Genomic DNA, 19065 nt, shown 5'->3' with positions numbered 1-19065 from the left:
TTCCCGGCTTTTTTGCTAGAAAAAATTGACAGGGGGCTTACGAGTGTCATTAGCAGAAACCCGTATCGCAGCGGAAAAAGCAACCGCGACTGAAAAATGGTCTGAGGCGGCGAGTTTATGGGAAACGGTCTATCAAGCTGAACAGACAGTGGCCACCAATTTTCAGTTGGTGACGGCCTTAGTTGCTGATGAGCAATTTTTAGCAGCTAGTACCACTGCAGCAGAATTTGAACAGACGTACCTTGAAACGGATCAAGCGGCTGACCTGTACTTGACGGCGCTATTGAAGAGCCATCAGTTTATTCCGGCACATATCTTGCTCAACGCTCGGCAGGTGGGGCCGTGGACGCACAGTGCGCAGGATCAAATTCAAGTTGCAGAAGCTCAAGCTGAGCAGACTATGGCAACGACTTTGGACACGACGATGCGTCAGTTTTACCATTTATCCGATCAACCAGTCGGTGCCCAGACAGAACGATTACAGGCTGCTAAGCACCTGACTTACGGAAAATATTTAACGGCAGCTAAATTTTTATTAGTTGATCCGTTTTTGCATCAACTTTCACGAGTAGAAGTGCTCTATACGCTCCGTGCGATGGGAGTGCCTGACGAAGTGACGATGCAAACGTTTGATGAACAGCGGGTCACGGTCGTACCGGCAACCTTACCCGCAATGGGACAAGATGCAACTAGTTTGGCGGTACAACAAGTCTTAACGGAGATGATTGGGCAAGACGACCCGACACTATATGCAGGGCTCCAGGCGCTGTTATCTTTACAGCTGATGGTTCTCTACCCACAAATTGAGCGGGTTATTTTGGATGCAGAAGTGTGGGTCAATGTTTTTGTTGGGTTACAAACGGGCCAACTTTCTGAAAATGATAATCCACAAACTTCTCAAATCGTTGCGATACAACAAAAAATCCAGCAAATGATCCAAGATTTGCAAAAATAAGTGTAAGCAATAAGCTTTTGCTTACAAAAATTCATTTTTTTGGATAATATCTGTTTACAAATCCTAGCCGTCTATATATAATGTTTAAGGATTCCTAGTGATGGGTGCGTGATTTGGCCTTTTTACTGGGATGTAGTATAATATTAACTAAAGAATTGTCGGGGCAATTTTTGCCTTGGCGCAATTCTTGCGAAAATCACAGGAGGTTTCATTAATGGCAAAAGAACATTATGAAAGAACAAAACCCCATGTAAACATTGGTACTATTGGCCACGTTGACCATGGGAAAACAACTTTGACTGCTGCAATCACTAAGGTATTGGCTTCAAAGGGCTTAGCTAAAGAACAAGACTTCGCCTCAATCGATGCTGCACCTGAAGAACGTGAACGTGGTATTACTATCAACACTGCCCACGTTGAATATGAAACTGAAAAGCGTCATTACGCTCATATCGATGCCCCAGGACATGCTGACTACGTTAAGAACATGATCACTGGTGCCGCTCAAATGGACGGTGCTATCTTGGTTGTTGCCGCAACCGATGGTCCTATGCCACAAACGCGTGAACATATCCTTTTGGCTCGCCAAGTTGGTGTTGACTACATCGTTGTCTTCTTAAACAAGACTGATCTTGTTGACGATGACGAATTAGTTGACTTGGTTGAAATGGAAGTTCGTGAATTACTTTCAGAATACGATTTCCCTGGTGACGATATTCCTGTTGTTCGTGGTTCAGCTCTTAAAGCTCTTGAAGGCGACCCAGAACAAGAAAAGGTTATCTTACACTTAATGGATGTTGTTGATGAATATATCCCAACTCCAGTTCGTGATACTGAAAAGCCATTCTTGATGCCAGTTGAAGATGTCTTCTCAATCACTGGTCGTGGTACCGTTGCTTCTGGTCGTATTGACCGTGGGACTGTTAAAGTCGGTGACGAAGTTGAAATCGTCGGTTTACATGAAGACGTTTTGAAGTCAACTGTTACTGGTCTTGAAATGTTCCGTAAGACGCTTGACTTAGGTGAAGCCGGAGACAACATTGGTGCGTTATTACGTGGTGTTAACCGTGAACAAGTTGTTCGTGGCCAAGTTTTAGCTAAGCCAGGTTCGATCCAAACCCATAAGAAGTTCAAGGGTGAAGTTTATATCTTGAGCAAAGAAGAAGGTGGCCGTCATACGCCATTCTTCTCAAACTACCGTCCACAATTCTACTTCCACACCACTGATATCACTGGTGTTATCGAATTGCCAGATGGCGTTGAAATGGTTATGCCTGGTGACAACGTAACGTTCACTGTTGAATTAATCCAACCAGCCGCTATCGAAAAGGGAACTAAGTTCACTGTTCGTGAAGGTGGCCATACTGTTGGTGCCGGTGTCGTTTCTGAAATTGATGACTAATCTCTAACTGATTTTCATTGATTCACTTTAAGAGACTTGGAAGCTTGCTTCCGAGTCTCTTTTTTTAAGAAAGTTCACAATAAAACGCCTAAGCATACGCTTTTTTGGCTGATTTGGTTTACTTTATGGAATTGATAGGTTAAAATTGACAAGTATGCAATTGACATGAATTGTTGAAAATATTAATGTTTCGGAGGGAATACAATGGCTGCAAAGTGGGAAAAGAAGGAAGGCAACCAAGGCGAATTAACGTTCGAAATTGGTGCCGATAAGATCAAAGAAGGTATTGATAAAGCCTTCCAACAGACTAAAAAGAATTTAAACGTTCCTGGATTCCGTAAGGGTAAGGTTCCACGTCAAATCTTTAATCAAATGTATGGTGAAGAAGCACTTTACCAAGATGCATTGAACATCGTGCTCCCAGAAGCATATGAACAAGCTATCAAAGATACTGAAATCGAACCAGTTGATCAACCTAAGATCGATGTTGACAGCATGGAAAAGGGTCAACCTTGGGTATTAAAAGCCGTTGTTACGGTTAAGCCTGAAGTTAAACTTGGCGAATACAAGGGCCTTAGTGTAACGCGTCAGAACACTCGTGTTTACGCTAAAGACGTTGATGCCGAATTAGAATCACGTCGCGAAAAGCAAGCTGAATTGGTTCTTAAAGAAGACCAACCAGCTGCTAAGGGCGACACGGTTGTTATTGACTTCAAAGGTTTCGTCGATGGCGAACCATTTGAAGGCGGCGAATCAGAAAACTACTCCCTTGAATTGGGTTCAAACTCATTCATCCCTGGCTTCGAAGACCAATTAGTTGGTGTTAAAGCTGGCGAAGAAACTGAAGTTAAGGTAACTTTCCCTAAAGATTACCAAGCTGAAGACTTACAAGACAAGGAAGCTACTTTCAAGGTTACGGTTCACGAAGTTAAGACTAAGGAACTCCCTGAATTAGACGACGAATTTGCAAAGGACGTTGACGAAGACGTTGACACCCTTGAAGAATTAAAAGCTAAGATCAAGGACGAACTTAAGGACCAAAAGGAAAAGGCTGCCCATGATGCAATTGAAGACGAAGCTTTAAACCAAGCCGTTGACAATGCTGAAATCCAAGCTATTCCTGATGCCATGAAGGAAGACGATATTCATCGTCAAATGGACCAATACTTGGCTAACATGCAACAACAAGGTATCGATCCTAAGACTTACTACAAGTTAACTGGTACTTCTGAAGATGACTTGCACAAGCAATTTGCTGCTGATGCAGACCACCGTGTAAAGACTAACTTGGTCTTAGAAGCAGTTGTCGAAGCTGAAAACATCAAACCTTCTAAGGATGAACTTGATGCCGAAGTTAAAGACTTAGCTGGCCAATACAACATGGAAGAAAGTGCCGTTCGCGGTGCCTTAACTGATGACATGTTGTCACATGACATTGCCATTCGCCAAGCCGTTGACTTGATCAGCGACTCAGCAAAGCAAAATGCCAAGGCTGACGATAAAAAAGAAGACAGCAAAGACTAATTTTTAAAAATTAGATCGTGATTGTTTGTCACGAAGGTCTGAGTGCTTACAAAGTGCTCAGGCCTTTTTTTGCGGACAATTGCGAAGTAGCGGGTAAGCTGGAAACACCTTGTCCTACGACGCGCTTAAAAGCATTTTGAGCGTTAGTCTGGGAATCACTCCGGCAAAGGTTGGTTCACTTATATCGGTAACTTTATGAACAAATCGTTTCTGATTTTCAGGGGACCATGTTATAGTAATGAACGAAGCAATCGGGGCAACGCTGGTTTTGACCCCGGTTTTCTGTTATGATTAATCCATGTAAGTACACATCGATGAGGTGAGAATGAATGTTTGAAAATACCGAGACAAACGGTCCTGTTAACTGTTCATTTTGTGGTAAATCACAAGATCAAGTTAAAAAGATTGTGGCTGGCCCCGGCGTTTATATCTGTAATGAATGTATCGATTTATGCAAGGAAATTATCGATGAAGAGTTTAGTGAAGAACGCTCACACGAATTAACAGATATCCCAACGCCAAAGGAAATTGTAGACGAATTGGACCAATATGTTATCGGTCAAAACGAAGCCAAGCGGACATTGTCCGTTGCGGTTTATAACCACTACAAGCGTGTTAAAGCGATGACTGACGATGAAGGTCAGAATGATGATGGTCCTGAGTTACAAAAGAGTAACATCAGTTTAGTTGGACCAACTGGTTCTGGGAAGACTTTCTTAGCCCAAAGCTTGGCACGGATTCTAGACGTACCGTTCGCCATTGCGGATGCTACCACGTTGACCGAAGCTGGTTACGTTGGTGAAGACGTTGAAAACATTTTATTAAAGCTATTACAAAATGCGGATTACGACGTTGAACGTGCCGAAAAAGGCATTATCTATATTGATGAAATTGATAAGATCGCTAAGAAGAGCGAAAACGTTTCGATTACCAGAGACGTTTCTGGTGAAGGCGTGCAACAAGCCCTTTTGAAGATCTTGGAAGGTACGATTGCTAACGTTCCGCCGCAGGGTGGTCGTAAGCATCCGCAACAAGAATTCATCCAGATCGATACGACCAACATCTTATTTATCGTTGGTGGTGCGTTTGACGGTATCGAAGAGATCGTTAAACGGCGCTTAGGCGATAAGACGATTGGTTTTGGGACTGATACCGATGGTAAGAACGCCGTCTTAGATGATTCTAAGAGTTTGATGCAACAAGTTGTCCCCGAAGATCTTTTACAATTTGGGTTAATTCCTGAATTTATCGGTCGGTTACCAATTTTAACCGCCCTAGAACGGTTGACGGAAGACGATTTGGTCCGCATCTTAACTGAACCAAAGAACGCGCTTGTTAAGCAGTATCAACGTTTAATCGCATTAGATAATGCGGAACTTGACTTCAAGAAGGACGCCTTACGTGCCATTGCGCAAGAAGCTTTAGCCCGTAACACTGGTGCTCGTGGCTTACGTTCAATCATTGAAGACACGATGCGTGATATCATGTTTGATATTCCAAGTCGTGAAGACGTTAAGAAAGTGATTATCACCCGGGATACGGTTGAAAATCACGCTGAGCCTGAATTGGTCTTAGAAGATCAAAAGGCCTCATAAATTCATTGATTTTTTAACACAGATTAAATAATTGTTCAGGACCGCGGTGCGTCAGCATTCGCGGTCCTGACTGCTGTTTAGCGCCTATTTTAACTAGCGGTGAATTTGAGCGGATGACCAGCGACGCTTACTAGAAGTGTGTTAAAATAGGACCAGATTATCAGATAAGGGAGTTATTTTGATGGAAGTGCATAACGTTGAACTTGTTATGAGCGCAGTAGCGCCAAGTCAGTACCCAACGACCGGTTTTCCGGAGGTTGCATTAGCGGGGCGCTCTAACGTGGGGAAATCATCACTGATTAACGTGTTGATCAACCGCAATAGCTATGCGCGGACGTCGAGTCAGCCTGGTAAGACCCAAACCTTGAACTTTTATAAAGTTGAAGAACAGCTGTACTTTGTCGACGTACCGGGCTACGGCTATGCGAAGGTGTCTAAGAAGGACCGCGAAAAGTGGGGCCAAATGATTGAGACCTACCTGACTAGCCGTGATACGCTTCGAGGAGTGGTTATTCTGGTTGATGCGCGGCACGCACCAACTAAGGATGACGTCGCAATGTATGAATGGATGCGGTATTACAAGATGCCGTTATTAGTGGTCGCCACTAAGAGTGATAAAATTCCACGGGGCAAGTGGAACAAACAAGAGAGTTTGATTAAAAAAACGCTTAATTTCCAAGCCGACGACGACTTTATTGCCTTTTCAGCAAAAACTAAAGCGGGTAAGGATGCCGTTTGGCAATGGATTGAAGCACATACTGTAGGAGGCCACTAGTTTGGAATTTAATGAATATCAATCATTAGCAAATCGGACGTTGTACGGTAACGAACAAGTTTTAACGAACTTGTCGTTAGGGTTGGCCTCCGAAACCGGTCAAGTCGTGGACTTAGTTAAGAAGTACACCTTCCACGGCGATCGGTTAAATAAGGATCAATTAACGAAGCAGATGGGTGACGTCTTATGGTACTTGTCACAAGTTGCCGAATGGGCAGATATTCCATTTGACGAGGTTGCTAAGCAAAACATTACTAAGTTAAACCATAAGTATCCGAATGGTAAGCCGGCCAAGTAATCGCTAGTTAACTATGATTCAAACGAAGAAGCACTCGCCATAACCTAATTGGGTCGTGGCGGGTGTTTTTTTGTTGTCAGTCGGACTTAACCCCTTGCCTTCAAGTGAACTTTAAGGGTTACAGTAACCATATGAATTAAACACATGGTTTATCTAGGAGGAATTTCAAATGAACATTAAAGAAGCTAGTCAACAAACTGGCGTTTCGTCCGCTGCAATTCGCTATTATGAAAAAGAAGGATTAATTCCAGCGATTGACCGGACCGAAGTCGGCAATCGAGATATTGATGATCGAATCTTACGCCGGATTCGGTTCGTGACTCAGATGCGGTCGGCGGGGATGAGTATTGAAAATTTACGGCGCTACATTCAACTGTTCGATGCGCAAGAAGATAATACTAAGGAACAACGGGCCTTACTACAAGAACAGTTAGCCGTCATGGAAGAAAAGCGCGATGACTTACAAGCCGCCATTGACCATTTAAACTATAAGCTAGCGCATTTTGACGACCATATGGCGACCACGGAAGCCGAATTACGGGCGTTAGAAGCACAACATCAATCTGAACGAGACTCACAGCAATAAAATCAAGCGTATTTGGGAGGCTGATTCTCAAATACGTTTTTTTGTAAAAAGCGTAAAAACATGCTACTTTTAGAAGAAGACCGACAGATAAGGGTTACAAGTGAGGAATAGCTATGATTAAAACGATTTTAGTCGATGATAGCCCGTTGATTACGAGCGGACTACAAATTATTTTGGACAGTGATCCGGATTTGACAGTCACAAAAGTCTTTGATAATGCCCCGGCAGCGATTGCATATTGTGATCAGCATCCCGTTGATGTGGTGTTGATGGACGTAAGAATGCCGGGGATGAGCGGCGTAACGGCTACTAAGACGCTCGTTCAAAATTTAGGTATAAAAGTATTGATCCTAACGACTTTTGATGAAGATGACGATATAGTTACTGGTATTCAAAATGGCGCAGCGGGCTATTTATTGAAGACCACCCCGGCGGATCAGATTATTGCGGGCATTAAGGCGGTTGCGAATAATCAGAGTATTTTATCCAAGCCCGTGATGACAAAGGCAGCTGCACAATTGGTGACGAAAAAGCCCACTGCTGATTTGTCGGCTTTGACGGCGCGGGAGCAAGAAATCACGCAATTAGTTGCTCAGGGACTTACCAATAAAGAAATTGCACAGACGCTTTTTTTAAGTGAAGGAACCGTTAATAATAACTTATCGACAATCTTACATAAGTTGGCGTTAAATCACCGGACGCAATTAGCCATCTATTATTTGACCGGGGGCAGGGCTAAATGTTATTGACGCGCTTTATTCTTAACGGTGCGGGACTAGTTGCTTTGGTTGGTTATGCCGTCGTAGCACAGTCAGACGTGGCGCTTGCGATTGCCATTGCTAGTCTGTTAGTCCTGCTCAGTGCTTTTTTTGTGATGGCAAGTTTGCCTCAAACGCGCTGGTGGTTGACACTTGGGCAGCTTATTTTGGTGATAATGGCCGCGCTAAGAGATCCTGCGATATGGTTTACATTGCCATTGGTTATTTGGAACGGCGTTGCAGCTGAATCGTTTGAATGGTGGACGTTGGTTGCGTTTGGTAGTGCCTTACTGGTTGGCGGTTGGCAGCTCAGTCAGTTACCAGTAGCGGGTTGGTATGTAGGTTGGTGTTTATTTTTAGTGGCACTAACTTGGGCGTTTCAACGTCAGGAACAGCGCCACCTGCAACTGTTAAAAACGACTGATCAAATGCGACGGGAACGTAATCACTACGCTACGCTCTTCCAACAAGGGGTCGATAATGCGAATGTACGTGAAAGTCAGGCCGCCGCGATTGAACGGCAGCGGCTTGTTCATGAAATTCATGATCAATTAGGGCATCAGTTAACCGGGAGTTTGATGCAACTTCAAGCGGCAAAAATCAGTTACCGAACTGATCCTAAACAGGGCGAAGTTTTGTTGGATCACGCAACAGCAATCGTTCGTCAGGGTATTACCGATATTCGCCAGATTTTGCATACCGAACAACTTGCACAAGAGACTGTAAACGTTGAGCGGTTGAAGGGCCAGCTGCAACAATTTGCCGATCAGTACCATTTCAAGACGCAATTTTTGTATAGTGGTGAACTGAGCGTTATCACAGCATTACAGTGGCGTGTGTTTGCGGCTAACTTGCAAGAAAGCTTAACCAATACGTTAAAATATAGCCAAGCTAGTAACGTGGTTGTTACGGTGCGCGTTTACCCGACGTTTATTCGGCTAACAGTTCAAAACGACGGGCAAGCAGCGCCTAACTATCAAACGGGACTTGGACTAACGGGAATGGCGGAGCGAACGGCTAACTTAGGCGGTCAGCTATTGGTCGATGGTCAGACCGGTTTCACGGTGACAACTAATTTACCACGTGAAAATCATGAGAAATCTCATGGGTCATAAATGAGGAATTGCACTGGGTGGCAATTCCATTTTTTTATACAATGGTTTTATCAATTAGAGACGAGGGGGTCTAACTATGGCAGCGAGTTTATTAGATGGTTTAGTTGTCAAAGGTTTAACGAAACGTTTTGGGACCAAGGTAGCGGTAGATGATGTTAGTTTTGATGTTGCACCGGGAAAAATTTTAGGGCTGTTAGGACCAAATGGTGCTGGTAAAACGACCACGATCAGTATGATTACCGGATTATTAAATAAAACTAGTGGCAGTGTGACGTTATTCGGTGAGCCGCTGACGCCAACGAATACGGCGTTACGACGACGCTTTGGGGTCGTTCCACAAGATTTAGCGTTATTTGATGATTTGTCGGCCGCGGAAAATGTGCGCTACTTTGGTGGGCTGTACGGATTACGTGGTACGGCGTTAAAAGCTGGGGTTGACCGCGCCCTTGCAGTCGTTGGCCTCAGTGAGCATCAGAATCAGCGACCAGCCACTTTTTCTGGTGGGATGCAGCGACGGTTAAACATTGCCATGGCGCTTGTCCACCAGCCGGAACTGATCTTTATGGATGAACCGACCGTTGGGATTGATCCGCAGTCTCGTAATTACATCCTAACGGCAATTGAAAAGATGCGAGCGCAGGGGATGACGGTTGTTTATACCAGTCACTATATGGAGGAGGTAGAACGATTAGCCGATAAAATTGTGATTATTGATCATGGCAAGGTGATTGTTCAAGGGACCGAAGCCGAATTAGTTAACTTGGTGACGGCGGCTAAGCAAGTCTCAATTACGGTTGCTGAGCCCAAGTTGGTCGACGTGACCCCACTACTTGCAATTGCGGGTGTTCAACAGGCCACAGTTCAGGGGCAGGAGTTACAGCTAGTAACGGCGGTTGAAAGCAATCCCCTAAACCAAGTTCTGATGACGCTCATTGATCAAGGGGTCACTGTTGATCAGGTGGACCAACCGCAGATTGACTTAGAAACGGTCTTCTTGAATTTGACGGGCCGAAACTTAAGGGATTAGGGGTGACATCATGATTGGAACCATTATTAAACGTGTATTCGTACAGGATTTACGAAACCGTTCGAATTACGTCTATTTTCTAATTTTACCAGTTAGTTTGATGGTCATCTTAGGTCTCGTGTTGCAAGGAACGTTTGCGACTCAGTTAGATTCTAAAGTTGCGCCGGTCCACGTCCAGTACGTAGTAGACCACTCACAACAGGCGCAATTATTCGATAAAATGGTTAAACATGCAGATATCGCACACTTAGATTTTAAAAGTCAGCGTGATTTAGCACAAGCCAAAAACGTAGTGCGTACGCAGTCGAATACGGCGCTCGTTCAATTTGGGACGACCGTAACGGTTCAGACAGCGAAGGGACTCAACGATTATCAAACGATTCTGTTAAAAAGCAGTCTAGCAGCAATTTTTCGACAAATGGGTTTGGTCCAAACGGCAATTCATTATCGCGGTAGGCTAGCGACCGTATCAACAAAAAAATTGGTGAAAATCAACCACGTGCAAGCCCACCAGTCCGCAACGTCTTTCCAGTACTACGCGTTAGCGATGATGGGGATGTTTATGTTGTATTTCTCAGAAATTGGGCTGGATATGTTTGGCAAGGCTCGGCGGCAAAAAACGTTAGCTAGGGAGCTACTGACACCTGTGACCCGTGGAAAGTTACTCAATGCAACGGTGGGTGGTCATTTGTTATTCGGGTTGCTTGTCATTGGGGTTTTGATGGGAATCACGACTGGTTTATTTAAGATGCCATGGTCGCGAGCGCTTGGATTTACCTTGATCAATTTCAGCGGACTGATGGCGCTTTTCTTAATTATCGGATTATTGATGGATACAATTAATAGTCAGGTTGGTAGTGGCATCGTTCAAATTGTTATTCAGTTAGTTGCCTTTTTGGGTGGGGGCTATTTTCCAACGTCTAGTACGATGATGCAATTTTCACCCCTAGGTTGGATTATGGGTCCCATGCGTTCAGCGTTGTGGACGACCAATTCACTGGATTGGTCAGGAACCGCGTTAAATTTTGGCTTGGCGTTTGGACTGTTGATCATCGTAAACTGGATTATTCGTCGTCGGGAGGTGTTTTAATGCAAGCAATTTTGTGGTTAGTCAAAGAGCGAATTATTATTTGGAAGAATCATCCTTGGCAAGTGTTGTTCTTATTAGCAGTGCCGTTTTTAAGCGTTGTCTTGTATTTATACACCTCGACGGGGACCAGTCAGGATAATTTAACACTAGGCGTTGTTGATCATGATCGGACAGCAACTAGTCATTTATTAGTCCAAGGGATGCGTCGGCGAACGACTGTGAAAATGTTGACCCATAAGCAAGAAGCAAAGGCGCTATCACAACAAAACGTGATGGCGATTGTGACCATTCCAACTGATTATCAGCAACGGATGGACAAGGGCGAACGGCCAGCGTTAACTTTGCGGGCTTTGCAGCAAGGAACGCTCATTAACAATTTGCGGGACTCGGTAACAGCATCTGTAACGGATACCTTACAAGTACGCGGGTTGGCAACCAGCTCAGTGCCAATCAAACAAGTTGGGGCGTACTTAGAGACGCATACGCCCCAACTCAAATTTAGGCAAATTGATCAGCACGTGGCGGCACATACTTTGACGCTCCAAATCATCGGCTTCCTACTCATGATGATGCTGTACCAAGCTAACACGTTTGGAACACGGAGTTTGCAGCTAGAGCGCCGTAACAAGATTTATCAACGAACGATGTTAACGCCCATAAGTCCCGCAAGTTACTTTGGTGGAACGGCGTTGTTTGGGCTGTTAGCAATGCTCGTTGAGGTGGTCTTAACGGTGATTGTGATGGTGGGTATTTTTAAAATCTCGATTGGCATGCCGGTTTTGACACTCATGGGAATCCTGCTATGGTTCGGCGTTTTAGCGGTGCTATGGTCCTTAGCGGTTGGCGTCCTAGCCAATAGTTCGGGGTTAGCGAGTGGTCTGCAAATCTTGTTGATTACGCTGTCGAGTTTATTGTCCGGCGCTTTGATCCCAATTTCGGTAATGCCGACAGTGATGCAGCGTGTCGCCATGATAACACCGCAATATTGGTTGTTGCAGGCACTGACCCAGCTTCAGATGGGGATGGTGACCGGAAAGTTTTGGGGGAGCTTGGCAATGGTCGGGTTATTTAGCCTCCTATGCTTTAGTTTGGCGATTTTTGGGTTCATGCGGCGGCAACGACAAGAGATTTTTGACTAACTATTTGTAAGCATTCCAATTGCATTCGGTCGCCGTCTGCGCTATAGTAATAATTGTAAACAAGTTGTGTACAATCTATTAAGTGAGCGAGAAAGGGTGCTGTATGATGAAGATTAACATTAAAGATGACGCACAAACGTATTTGGCTGACAAAATTCCAGCGGGGAGTCGGGTAATTTTAACCGTTGATGATGGTTCTAATAAATATTCGAGCCTGGGTGGAAGCTGTGCGATTGGCAATAAGTTCCAGTTGGTTATCTTGAAAGATGCTGATCCCGCATACACGACGGTGCTTGAAAATAACGCGGGCTATGATATGGCGACTACGCCCGCTGACGAGACTTTCTTAGGCAACGGCCTAAATATCTCACGTTGGCACAACGCTTTAGCCTTAAAGGACGATAGTGGCATGTTAGACGGTGCATTATCCGTTGTTGACTGGCGAAACGTGACACCAGAGACGGAAGCTGAACGGCGTGAAAAGATGGAAACACTCGGAACTAAAATTTGTTAATCATAATTAAATCAATATTAAACAACCTTCAGAGAAAATTTCTGAAGGTTGTTTTTGTATTGATAACAAAAGGTTGAAAAGCGAGGCGAAAGACCGTCCTTTGTCTGCAACTGACCCCAAGGCCCACTGATTCTGCCGGTGAAGCGCCGTAATGAAAAACGAGCCCAAGACCTAGTCAGGTCTTCAGCTCGTTGCGGTAAATTTATTTGTTGTCGGCGTCTTTTTTGGCGGTTGGCTTAGTGGTTGTGCGCTTCGCGTGTTCGTCGATGGTTTCTTGGACGGCTTTCGTCGTTAATTTGTCTTTGTCATCGGGACCAATCGCAAACTTGTCGAACAGTTTGTCGAGGTTATCTTGACGTTGTACTTTTAAACTCATACAATCATTCCTTTCGCTTACCGCTTATCATAGCAAATTTTGGTTTGTTTGTCAGTTATTCGTCTTTTGTGCATAAAAAGGCCCCCAAAAGCTGTATAAATGGTTAATTTATGTATAAAATAAAGAATTTATCAAAAATACTTGCATAAATAATCATATGCGTCTATACTTTACTCTTGTAAATTAAAGCAAAGGAGAACGCTTATGAAAAAAAGATTTGGGTTGTTATTAGCTATTATTGTTGCCCTGTTCATGACGGTGGTTCCTCTGTCCACCCAACATGCCCAGGCGGCGGATAATTCATTAGAGAAGATTCAAAAGAAGGGGGTCCTCGTCATGGGGACTTCGCCCGATTACCCGCCGTATGAATTTCAAGCGACGGTCAACGGTAAGAGTACCGTTGTCGGGATGGATGTTCAGATTGGGAAAAAGGTTGCCAAGGATTTAGGGGTTAAGTTAAAGATTAAGTCCATGTCCTTTGATTCCTTATTAGTTGCCCTTCAAACTGGGAAAATCGATATGATTATTTCCGGGATGAACCCAACGCCTGCACGTCGTAAGAACGTTGATTTCACCCACGTTTATTATCAGGGTGGTTATGACATTGTTATCAATAAGACTGACAAAGCCAAGTACAAGAACAAGGATTCTTTCAAGGGTGGTACGTTAGGTGCCCAAACCGGGACGACCCAATACAACGCCGTTAAGAAGCAAACCAAGAATACGGCAAGTAAAGGGATGACCTCCCAATCTGACTTGATCTTAGCCTTACAAAGTCATAAGTTGGACGGGGTTGCGATGGAAAAACCATCCGCTGAAGCTTACGTTTCTAACAATAAAAACTTAGCTGCGATTCCGAGTGACTTCAATATGAGTTCCGACGCAACGAGTTCTGCAATTGCGTTCCGGAAAGGTTCAACTAGCTTAGTAAACAAGGTCAACAAGTCAGTTGATCAAATTAAGAAGGAAAACCTCGTTAAAAAGCAATATTTACCGGTTGCCGGTAAGTATCTGAAAACCAATACGGTTAACACGTCAATGGGTCACTACTGGCAAGCATTCGCAACCGGGGTTGAATATACCTTGATTATTACCGTATGTTCCGTCTTCTTTGGTTTCATTATTGGGATTTTATTAGCCCTTGCACGGACCGCCAAAGGAAACATCTTCAAGACGGCATTACGGTGGGTATCAACGGCCTACGTTGAATTCATTCGTGGGACGCCGATGATGGTTCAAGTGATGTTCGTTTACTTCGGATTAGGCCTCTTCGTCAACTTACCAGCGTTAACTTCTGGGATCATTGCAATTTCACTGAACTCAGGGGCGTACGTAGCTGAATACATTCGTGGTGGGATCAATTCCGTTAATATTGGTCAAACCGAAGCAGCTCGTAGTTTGGGGATGTCAAATGGCGCAACGATGCGCTACGTGGTCTTACCACAAGCATTGAAGAACATTTGGCCGTCATTGGGTAACGAATTTATTACCTTGATTAAGGATAGTTCAATCGTGTCGATCATCGGGGTTACTGAATTGATTTATCAAAGTAACATCGTCCGGTCTGACACTTACCGTGGGGTAGCGCCAATTGTTGTGATTATGGTGTTATACTTCATCTTAACCTTCACGGCGTCACGGATCTTGAACTACTTCGAAAGGAAGATGCAGCATGACTAAACCAGTGATTGAAGTTGAATCGCTCGCCAAAAGCTTTGGTGATAATGAAGTTTTAAAAGATATTACGGAAAAAGTTGAACCCGGACAGGTGATCGTTGTGATTGGGCCTTCTGGTGGTGGGAAGAGTACCTTTATTCGGTGCTTGAACTTGCTTGAAACGCCTACAGCTGGGAAAGTCGCTTTTGAAGGCCAAGACTTAACGACTTTGGATCAAAAGAGCGTGAACAAGTTACGGGAAAAAATGGGCATGGTGTTCCAAGGCTTTAATTTATTCCCTAACATGACGGTCTTGGAAAACATCAAGTTGGCACCAATGAAAGTTAAAAGTGTCGACGATGCGGCTGCCACCAAACGGGCTCATGAATTATTGAAACGGGTCGGTTTAGATGATCATGCCGATTCATTTCCAAGTAGTTTGTCCGGTGGGCAAGCACAACGGGTGGCCATTGCCCGTGCGTTAGCAATGGACCCTAAAGTGATGTTGTTTGACGAACCAACGTCTGCGTTAGACCCTGAAATGGTTGGCGAAGTGCTGAACATTATGCAGGAACTAGCTAAAGACGGGATGACGATGGTCGTTGTGACCCATGAAATGGGCTTTGCCAAGGAAGTTGCTGACCGTATCTGGTTTATGGCGGACGGTTACATTCAAGAAAACAATACGCCGGATCAATTCTTTGCACATCCAGAAACGGAACGTGCTAAGGACTTTTTATCAAAGATTTTAATGTAATTTATAACAACCCAGGCCTATTTTTATAGGTGTTTACGCGGTGGCATTTCACGGATAAATTCGTGTCATGCGGCCGCGTTTTTTTGCCCTAAATTAAAAAAATCAACATTTTTATAAAAACGGGCGGATTGTTTGAGCCGTCTATGTTCAGGCGGTATACTAGTAATGCTAAATTAAAGTGAGAGGACGGCGCGTTATGGCTTCAGCACACATTGAACATAAGCTAGCACTACTGCCAGATTTGCCTGGTTGTTACCTGATGAAAAACCTGAATAGTCAGATTATTTACGTGGGTAAAGCTAAGAATTTAAAAAACCGGGTGCGGTCATACTTTAAGAGTAGCCACACTGGGAAAACCGCGCGCTTAGTTTCAGAAATTGCGGACTTTGAATTTATCGTGACGTCGACCGATAAGGAAGCCTTTTTGTTAGAAATTACGCTGATTCAAAAGCATCAGCCGTATTTCAACATCAAGCTAAAAAAGGGGACCGGCTATCCTTACATTAAAATCACTAATGAACGTGATCCCCAAATCTTAATCGTGAGTGATGTCCGTAAAGACGGGGGCTATTACTTCGGTCCTTATCCTAACGTTTATGCGGCTCAGGAGACGGTTAACTTTATTCAAAAGGTTTACCCGTTACGACGCTGCAACGGCTTTCAAGGGCGTCCGTGCCTGTATTACCATATGGGCCAGTGCTTGGGTGCGTGCTTCAAGACGGTTCCCGAAGAACAGTACGACGCGCAGATTCAGCGGATTAAGTCATTTTTAAACGGTCACGTCGAACGGGTCAAAAAGCAACTGACGAAGCGCATGGAAAAGGCGTCGGCGGAATTAGAGTTTGAACGGGCCGGAGAATTACGTGACCAGTTGACGTACATTGAAATGACCGTTGAAAAGCAAAAAATCATTTCAAATGACAACACGCCGCGGGACCTATTCAACTTTTACATGGATAAGGGTTGGTTATCGATTCAGGTCTTCTTTATCCGGCAAGCCCGGTTGATGAAACGTGAAAAGCGGTTGTTCCCAGTTGTTTCAACGGCAACCGAAGAAATGACCAGTTTTATTTTGCAATTTTACAATCGTAAAAATAACGTTTTACCACGCGAAGTTTTAGTCCCAAGTGGGTTGGATAAGGACGTGCTAAGTGACATTTTAGGCATTCCCGTCCGAACGCCACAACGGGGGCAGAAGCGCGATTTGTTAGACATGGCGCATAAAAATGCCCGGATTATTTTAGAAGAAAAGTTCCGATTGTTGGAATTGGATGAACGGAAGACGACCGGGGCCATGAAGGAAATTACCGATGCACTTGGCATTCCGGAAGGTCATAAGATCGAAGCGTTTGACCATTCGCATATTCAAGGGGCCGACTTAGTCTCCGCCATGGTCGTCTTCACGGATGGGCAGCCTAATAAGAAGTTGTACCGGAAGTATAAGTTACGGACAGTTGACCATGCCGATGAAGCGGCGTCCACGCGTGAAGTGATTCGGCGACGGTATACCCGATTGTTGAAGGAACACGCAAACTTACCCGACCTGATCTTGATGGATGGGGGTGACATTCAGTTGGATGCCGCCAAGGAGGTGTTGGAAAATGAGTTGGGAATTGATACGCCGGTTGCGGCGATGGTCAAAAATGAGCATCATAAGACAGCCGATTTATTGAAATCCGCCGGGGATGCGCACCTGAACCTTGATCCGAAGAGCCAGGGCTTTTACTTACTACAACGGATTCAAGATGAAGTCCACCGGTTTGCGATTACCTTCCACCGGCAAGTCCACACGAAGCATTCGTTGAGTTCGCGATTAGATGAAATCCCAGGGGTTGGGCCAAAGACGCGGAATAAATTGTTGCGGAAATTTGGCTCGATGACGAAGATTGCCGCTGCGCCAATTGAAGATATTCAAAAACTCGGCATTGCCAAAAACGTGGCGCAAACCATTAAGTTTTCACTGGCTGGGGCTGGCGTGACACCAAAACATTATCAGAAGGGTGCCACATAAACGGAAAAATTAGACGCATTAGATATATTGAGCATTACCAAGCTGCTTTGTCGGGCTGTTTGGTAATGCTTTTTTTAATGGGTGTTTTTTATGTTTATAGATCAATTAGTAATGATTCATTTAACTTTAGTAAGAAGTCCTAAATCTTTGAAGCTCGGTGCACGGGTGACTAACAAGGCGTGGCATAATAACTGATAAAGTCTTAGAACTGGCGCTCTTAGCCAGTAAACCTTAAGAGAAAGCTTGCGTATCACCATGACTAAGTCCCTTACATCCCGGCAATTTTCAATCGGCCTGACGTTACTGGCAGTTTTACCCCCGATTGGAATTGGCTGGTTTATCTATTTAAGCCGTTGGCAGTGGCTAACCTTATTTAGGCAACCAAAGACGATTCGGCACGACCACGTCTTGCTATTTATTTTATGGCTAATCGGGATTACTAGCGTGAATCTTTTACGATCACCTTGGCGGCAACCGGCCGTTTTATCAGGATTACTGCTAATTATTTTATTAAATCTATGGTTACTGTGCCGGCAATCTGCCCAGCTTTTATCCTGGTCGCAAATTTGCCATTACTTGGTCTGCTTTGGAGGATACTTGACGGTTAGCGGGAATATCTTCCACTGGCTGAATCGCTTGCAACTTTTACCAGTTTGGTTGAAGTTTCTAACTGGTGATCTGCTGTGGGGGTACGCGGCTAACGCTGACCGTTTATTTGGGTCAGCCGACAATCCGAATGATGCCTGTTGCATACTATTGATTGCTTTGGCAGTTGCACTAGCTCAAATAAGTTTACGGCTCAGCTCAAACGCTTGGCGGAGTTGGGGCGTTATTGCCTTACTTATGATTGGTATTTATCAGACGCAATCACGGACGGGATTACTATTAATGTTACTAATGGTCTTAGGGACCAGCTTTTATTTAAATTGGCGCCGTAGCTTATGGTTAACCGGATTGATTGGCAGTATTAGTTGGTTTGCGCTCACGTGGTCGCCACGCAGTTATTCTTGGGCAACCGGTTGGACGTCTCGATTAACGATTTGGCATCATAGCCTACAAGTTTTTGCAAAAGCCCCTTGGCTGGGCGTTTCATACTTTGGTTTTGCGCCCCAATATTTAAATTTAACTGGCCATTACGTACCCCATGCGCATGATATTTTTATAATGGTCCTAGCTTCCTTCGGTTTATTAGGTGGCCTCGGCTTGCTCAGCTTGATCGTTGCGAATGGCTGGCGATTGACTCGACAGTGGCAGCCCACGCTACCAGACCGACGCTACTTTGTGTTAATTTTAGCCGTTATTTTGGCGTATGGTGTTAGTGACTTTGTACTGTCATCTCCACAAGTGTTAATGATCATCTTACTTGTCATGGCCCATTGGTGGCACGTTCAACAGGCTATTTCGATTAAGACTGACTCATAAACAGCAAATATCAGTGTTAGGATTACCGTCGCAACAGGGCGAATCAATTATTTTGAACGTTTAAT

Annotated in this window: 18 protein-coding genes; 17 read left to right on the top strand and 1 reads right to left on the bottom strand. The window is 44.4% G+C overall.

The window, feature by feature from the left end; genetic code table 11:
* The first annotated feature begins 43 nt into the window (after positions 1-43).
* From AAA939_RS04445 to AAA939_RS04385, 13 genes are all read left to right on the top strand, one after another.
* Complete coding sequence (locus AAA939_RS04445; RefSeq protein ID WP_338209494.1) at positions 44-955, top strand: hypothetical protein; 912 nt, start codon at positions 44-46, stop codon at positions 953-955.
* A gap of 214 nt (positions 956-1169) precedes the next feature.
* Positions 1170-2357: an elongation factor Tu gene (gene tuf / locus AAA939_RS04440; RefSeq protein ID WP_338209493.1), complete on the top strand. Its 1188-nt coding sequence runs from the start codon at positions 1170-1172 to the stop codon at positions 2355-2357.
* Positions 2358-2561: 204 nt separating this feature from the next.
* Positions 2562-3881 (top strand): trigger factor, encoded by a 1320-nt coding sequence (gene tig, locus AAA939_RS04435; protein WP_057707447.1) that lies wholly within the window; start codon positions 2562-2564, stop codon positions 3879-3881.
* Between the two features lie 329 nt (positions 3882-4210).
* Positions 4211-5476 (top strand): ATP-dependent Clp protease ATP-binding subunit ClpX, encoded by a 1266-nt coding sequence (gene clpX, locus AAA939_RS04430; RefSeq protein WP_057707449.1) that lies wholly within the window; start codon positions 4211-4213, stop codon positions 5474-5476.
* A gap of 181 nt (positions 5477-5657) precedes the next feature.
* Positions 5658-6251 carry a ribosome biogenesis GTP-binding protein YihA/YsxC gene (gene yihA, locus AAA939_RS04425; protein WP_057707450.1) on the top strand — a complete coding sequence of 198 codons (594 nt, stop codon included), beginning with the start codon at positions 5658-5660 and terminating at the stop codon, positions 6249-6251.
* A gap of 1 nt (position 6252) precedes the next feature.
* Positions 6253-6549, top strand: a complete 297-nt coding sequence (locus tag AAA939_RS04420; protein ID WP_057707451.1) for a nucleoside triphosphate pyrophosphohydrolase family protein — start codon at positions 6253-6255, stop codon at positions 6547-6549.
* 169 nt (positions 6550-6718) lie between these two features.
* Positions 6719-7135 (top strand): MerR family transcriptional regulator, encoded by a 417-nt coding sequence (locus AAA939_RS04415; RefSeq protein ID WP_338209488.1) that lies wholly within the window; start codon positions 6719-6721, stop codon positions 7133-7135.
* Between the two features lie 113 nt (positions 7136-7248).
* Entirely contained in the window at positions 7249-7884 is a 636-nt protein-coding gene (locus AAA939_RS04410) for a response regulator transcription factor (RefSeq protein WP_338209486.1), read from the top strand.
* Positions 7875-9008 carry a sensor histidine kinase gene (locus AAA939_RS04405; protein WP_338209484.1) on the top strand — a complete coding sequence of 378 codons (1134 nt, stop codon included), beginning with the start codon at positions 7875-7877 and terminating at the stop codon, positions 9006-9008. The genes AAA939_RS04410 and AAA939_RS04405 overlap by 10 nt, the downstream gene beginning before the upstream one ends.
* 76 nt (positions 9009-9084) lie before the next feature.
* Positions 9085-10035: an ABC transporter ATP-binding protein gene (locus tag AAA939_RS04400; protein ID WP_338209482.1), complete on the top strand. Its 951-nt coding sequence runs from the start codon at positions 9085-9087 to the stop codon at positions 10033-10035.
* Between the two features lie 10 nt (positions 10036-10045).
* Positions 10046-11125: an ABC transporter permease gene (locus AAA939_RS04395; protein ID WP_338230509.1), complete on the top strand. Its 1080-nt coding sequence runs from the start codon at positions 10046-10048 to the stop codon at positions 11123-11125.
* Positions 11125-12264 carry an ABC transporter permease gene (locus AAA939_RS04390; RefSeq protein WP_338209476.1) on the top strand — a complete coding sequence of 380 codons (1140 nt, stop codon included), beginning with the start codon at positions 11125-11127 and terminating at the stop codon, positions 12262-12264. The genes AAA939_RS04395 and AAA939_RS04390 overlap by 1 nt, the downstream gene beginning before the upstream one ends.
* A 106-nt stretch (positions 12265-12370) precedes the next feature.
* Positions 12371-12778, top strand: a complete 408-nt coding sequence (locus AAA939_RS04385) for an iron-sulfur cluster biosynthesis family protein (RefSeq protein WP_338209542.1) — start codon at positions 12371-12373, stop codon at positions 12776-12778.
* A gap of 202 nt (positions 12779-12980) precedes the next feature.
* Here the strand turns inward: AAA939_RS04385 and AAA939_RS04380 are convergent, their stop codons facing one another.
* Positions 12981-13154 carry an SPJ_0845 family protein gene (locus AAA939_RS04380; protein ID WP_338209474.1) on the bottom strand — a complete coding sequence of 58 codons (174 nt, stop codon included), beginning with the start codon at positions 13152-13154 and terminating at the stop codon, positions 12981-12983.
* 204 nt (positions 13155-13358) lie between these two features.
* Here AAA939_RS04380 and AAA939_RS04375 point away from each other — a divergent pair, with 204 nt between their 5' ends.
* From AAA939_RS04375 to AAA939_RS04360, 4 genes are all read left to right on the top strand, one after another.
* Positions 13359-14834 carry an ABC transporter substrate-binding protein/permease gene (locus AAA939_RS04375; protein WP_338209472.1) on the top strand — a complete coding sequence of 492 codons (1476 nt, stop codon included), beginning with the start codon at positions 13359-13361 and terminating at the stop codon, positions 14832-14834.
* Positions 14827-15567, top strand: coding sequence for an amino acid ABC transporter ATP-binding protein (locus AAA939_RS04370; RefSeq protein ID WP_338209470.1), 741 nt, complete (start codon positions 14827-14829; stop codon positions 15565-15567). The genes AAA939_RS04375 and AAA939_RS04370 overlap by 8 nt, the downstream gene beginning before the upstream one ends.
* Positions 15568-15763: 196 nt before the next feature.
* Positions 15764-17578, top strand: coding sequence for an excinuclease ABC subunit UvrC (gene uvrC, locus AAA939_RS04365; RefSeq protein ID WP_338230507.1), 1815 nt, complete (start codon positions 15764-15766; stop codon positions 17576-17578).
* A gap of 255 nt (positions 17579-17833) precedes the next feature.
* Positions 17834-19000 (top strand): O-antigen ligase family protein, encoded by a 1167-nt coding sequence (locus tag AAA939_RS04360; RefSeq protein WP_338209467.1) that lies wholly within the window; start codon positions 17834-17836, stop codon positions 18998-19000.
* Positions 19001-19065 lie beyond the last annotated feature (65 nt).

This window comes from Lactiplantibacillus paraxiangfangensis, assembly GCF_036246185.1.
GTDB classification, from domain to species: domain Bacteria; phylum Bacillota; class Bacilli; order Lactobacillales; family Lactobacillaceae; genus Lactiplantibacillus; species Lactiplantibacillus paraxiangfangensis.
This window is presented reverse-complemented; position numbering and strand designations above follow the sequence as displayed.

Coding starts and splice junctions, on each gene's coding strand:
- tuf (WP_338209493.1), top strand. CDS start 1,170: ATGGCAAAAGAACATTATGAAAGAACAAAACCCCATGTAAACATTGGT.
- tig (WP_057707447.1), top strand. CDS start 2,562: ATGGCTGCAAAGTGGGAAAAGAAGGAAGGCAACCAAGGCGAATTAACG.
- clpX (WP_057707449.1), top strand. CDS start 4,211: ATGTTTGAAAATACCGAGACAAACGGTCCTGTTAACTGTTCATTTTGT.
- yihA (WP_057707450.1), top strand. CDS start 5,658: ATGGAAGTGCATAACGTTGAACTTGTTATGAGCGCAGTAGCGCCAAGT.
- AAA939_RS04415 (WP_338209488.1), top strand. CDS start 6,719: ATGAACATTAAAGAAGCTAGTCAACAAACTGGCGTTTCGTCCGCTGCA.
- AAA939_RS04410 (WP_338209486.1), top strand. CDS start 7,249: ATGATTAAAACGATTTTAGTCGATGATAGCCCGTTGATTACGAGCGGA.
- AAA939_RS04405 (WP_338209484.1), top strand. CDS start 7,875: ATGTTATTGACGCGCTTTATTCTTAACGGTGCGGGACTAGTTGCTTTG.
- AAA939_RS04400 (WP_338209482.1), top strand. CDS start 9,085: ATGGCAGCGAGTTTATTAGATGGTTTAGTTGTCAAAGGTTTAACGAAA.
- AAA939_RS04395 (WP_338230509.1), top strand. CDS start 10,046: ATGATTGGAACCATTATTAAACGTGTATTCGTACAGGATTTACGAAAC.
- AAA939_RS04390 (WP_338209476.1), top strand. CDS start 11,125: ATGCAAGCAATTTTGTGGTTAGTCAAAGAGCGAATTATTATTTGGAAG.
- AAA939_RS04385 (WP_338209542.1), top strand. CDS start 12,371: ATGAAGATTAACATTAAAGATGACGCACAAACGTATTTGGCTGACAAA.
- AAA939_RS04380 (WP_338209474.1), bottom strand. CDS start 13,154: ATGAGTTTAAAAGTACAACGTCAAGATAACCTCGACAAACTGTTCGAC.
- AAA939_RS04375 (WP_338209472.1), top strand. CDS start 13,359: ATGAAAAAAAGATTTGGGTTGTTATTAGCTATTATTGTTGCCCTGTTC.
- AAA939_RS04370 (WP_338209470.1), top strand. CDS start 14,827: ATGACTAAACCAGTGATTGAAGTTGAATCGCTCGCCAAAAGCTTTGGT.
- uvrC (WP_338230507.1), top strand. CDS start 15,764: ATGGCTTCAGCACACATTGAACATAAGCTAGCACTACTGCCAGATTTG.
- AAA939_RS04360 (WP_338209467.1), top strand. CDS start 17,834: ATGACTAAGTCCCTTACATCCCGGCAATTTTCAATCGGCCTGACGTTA.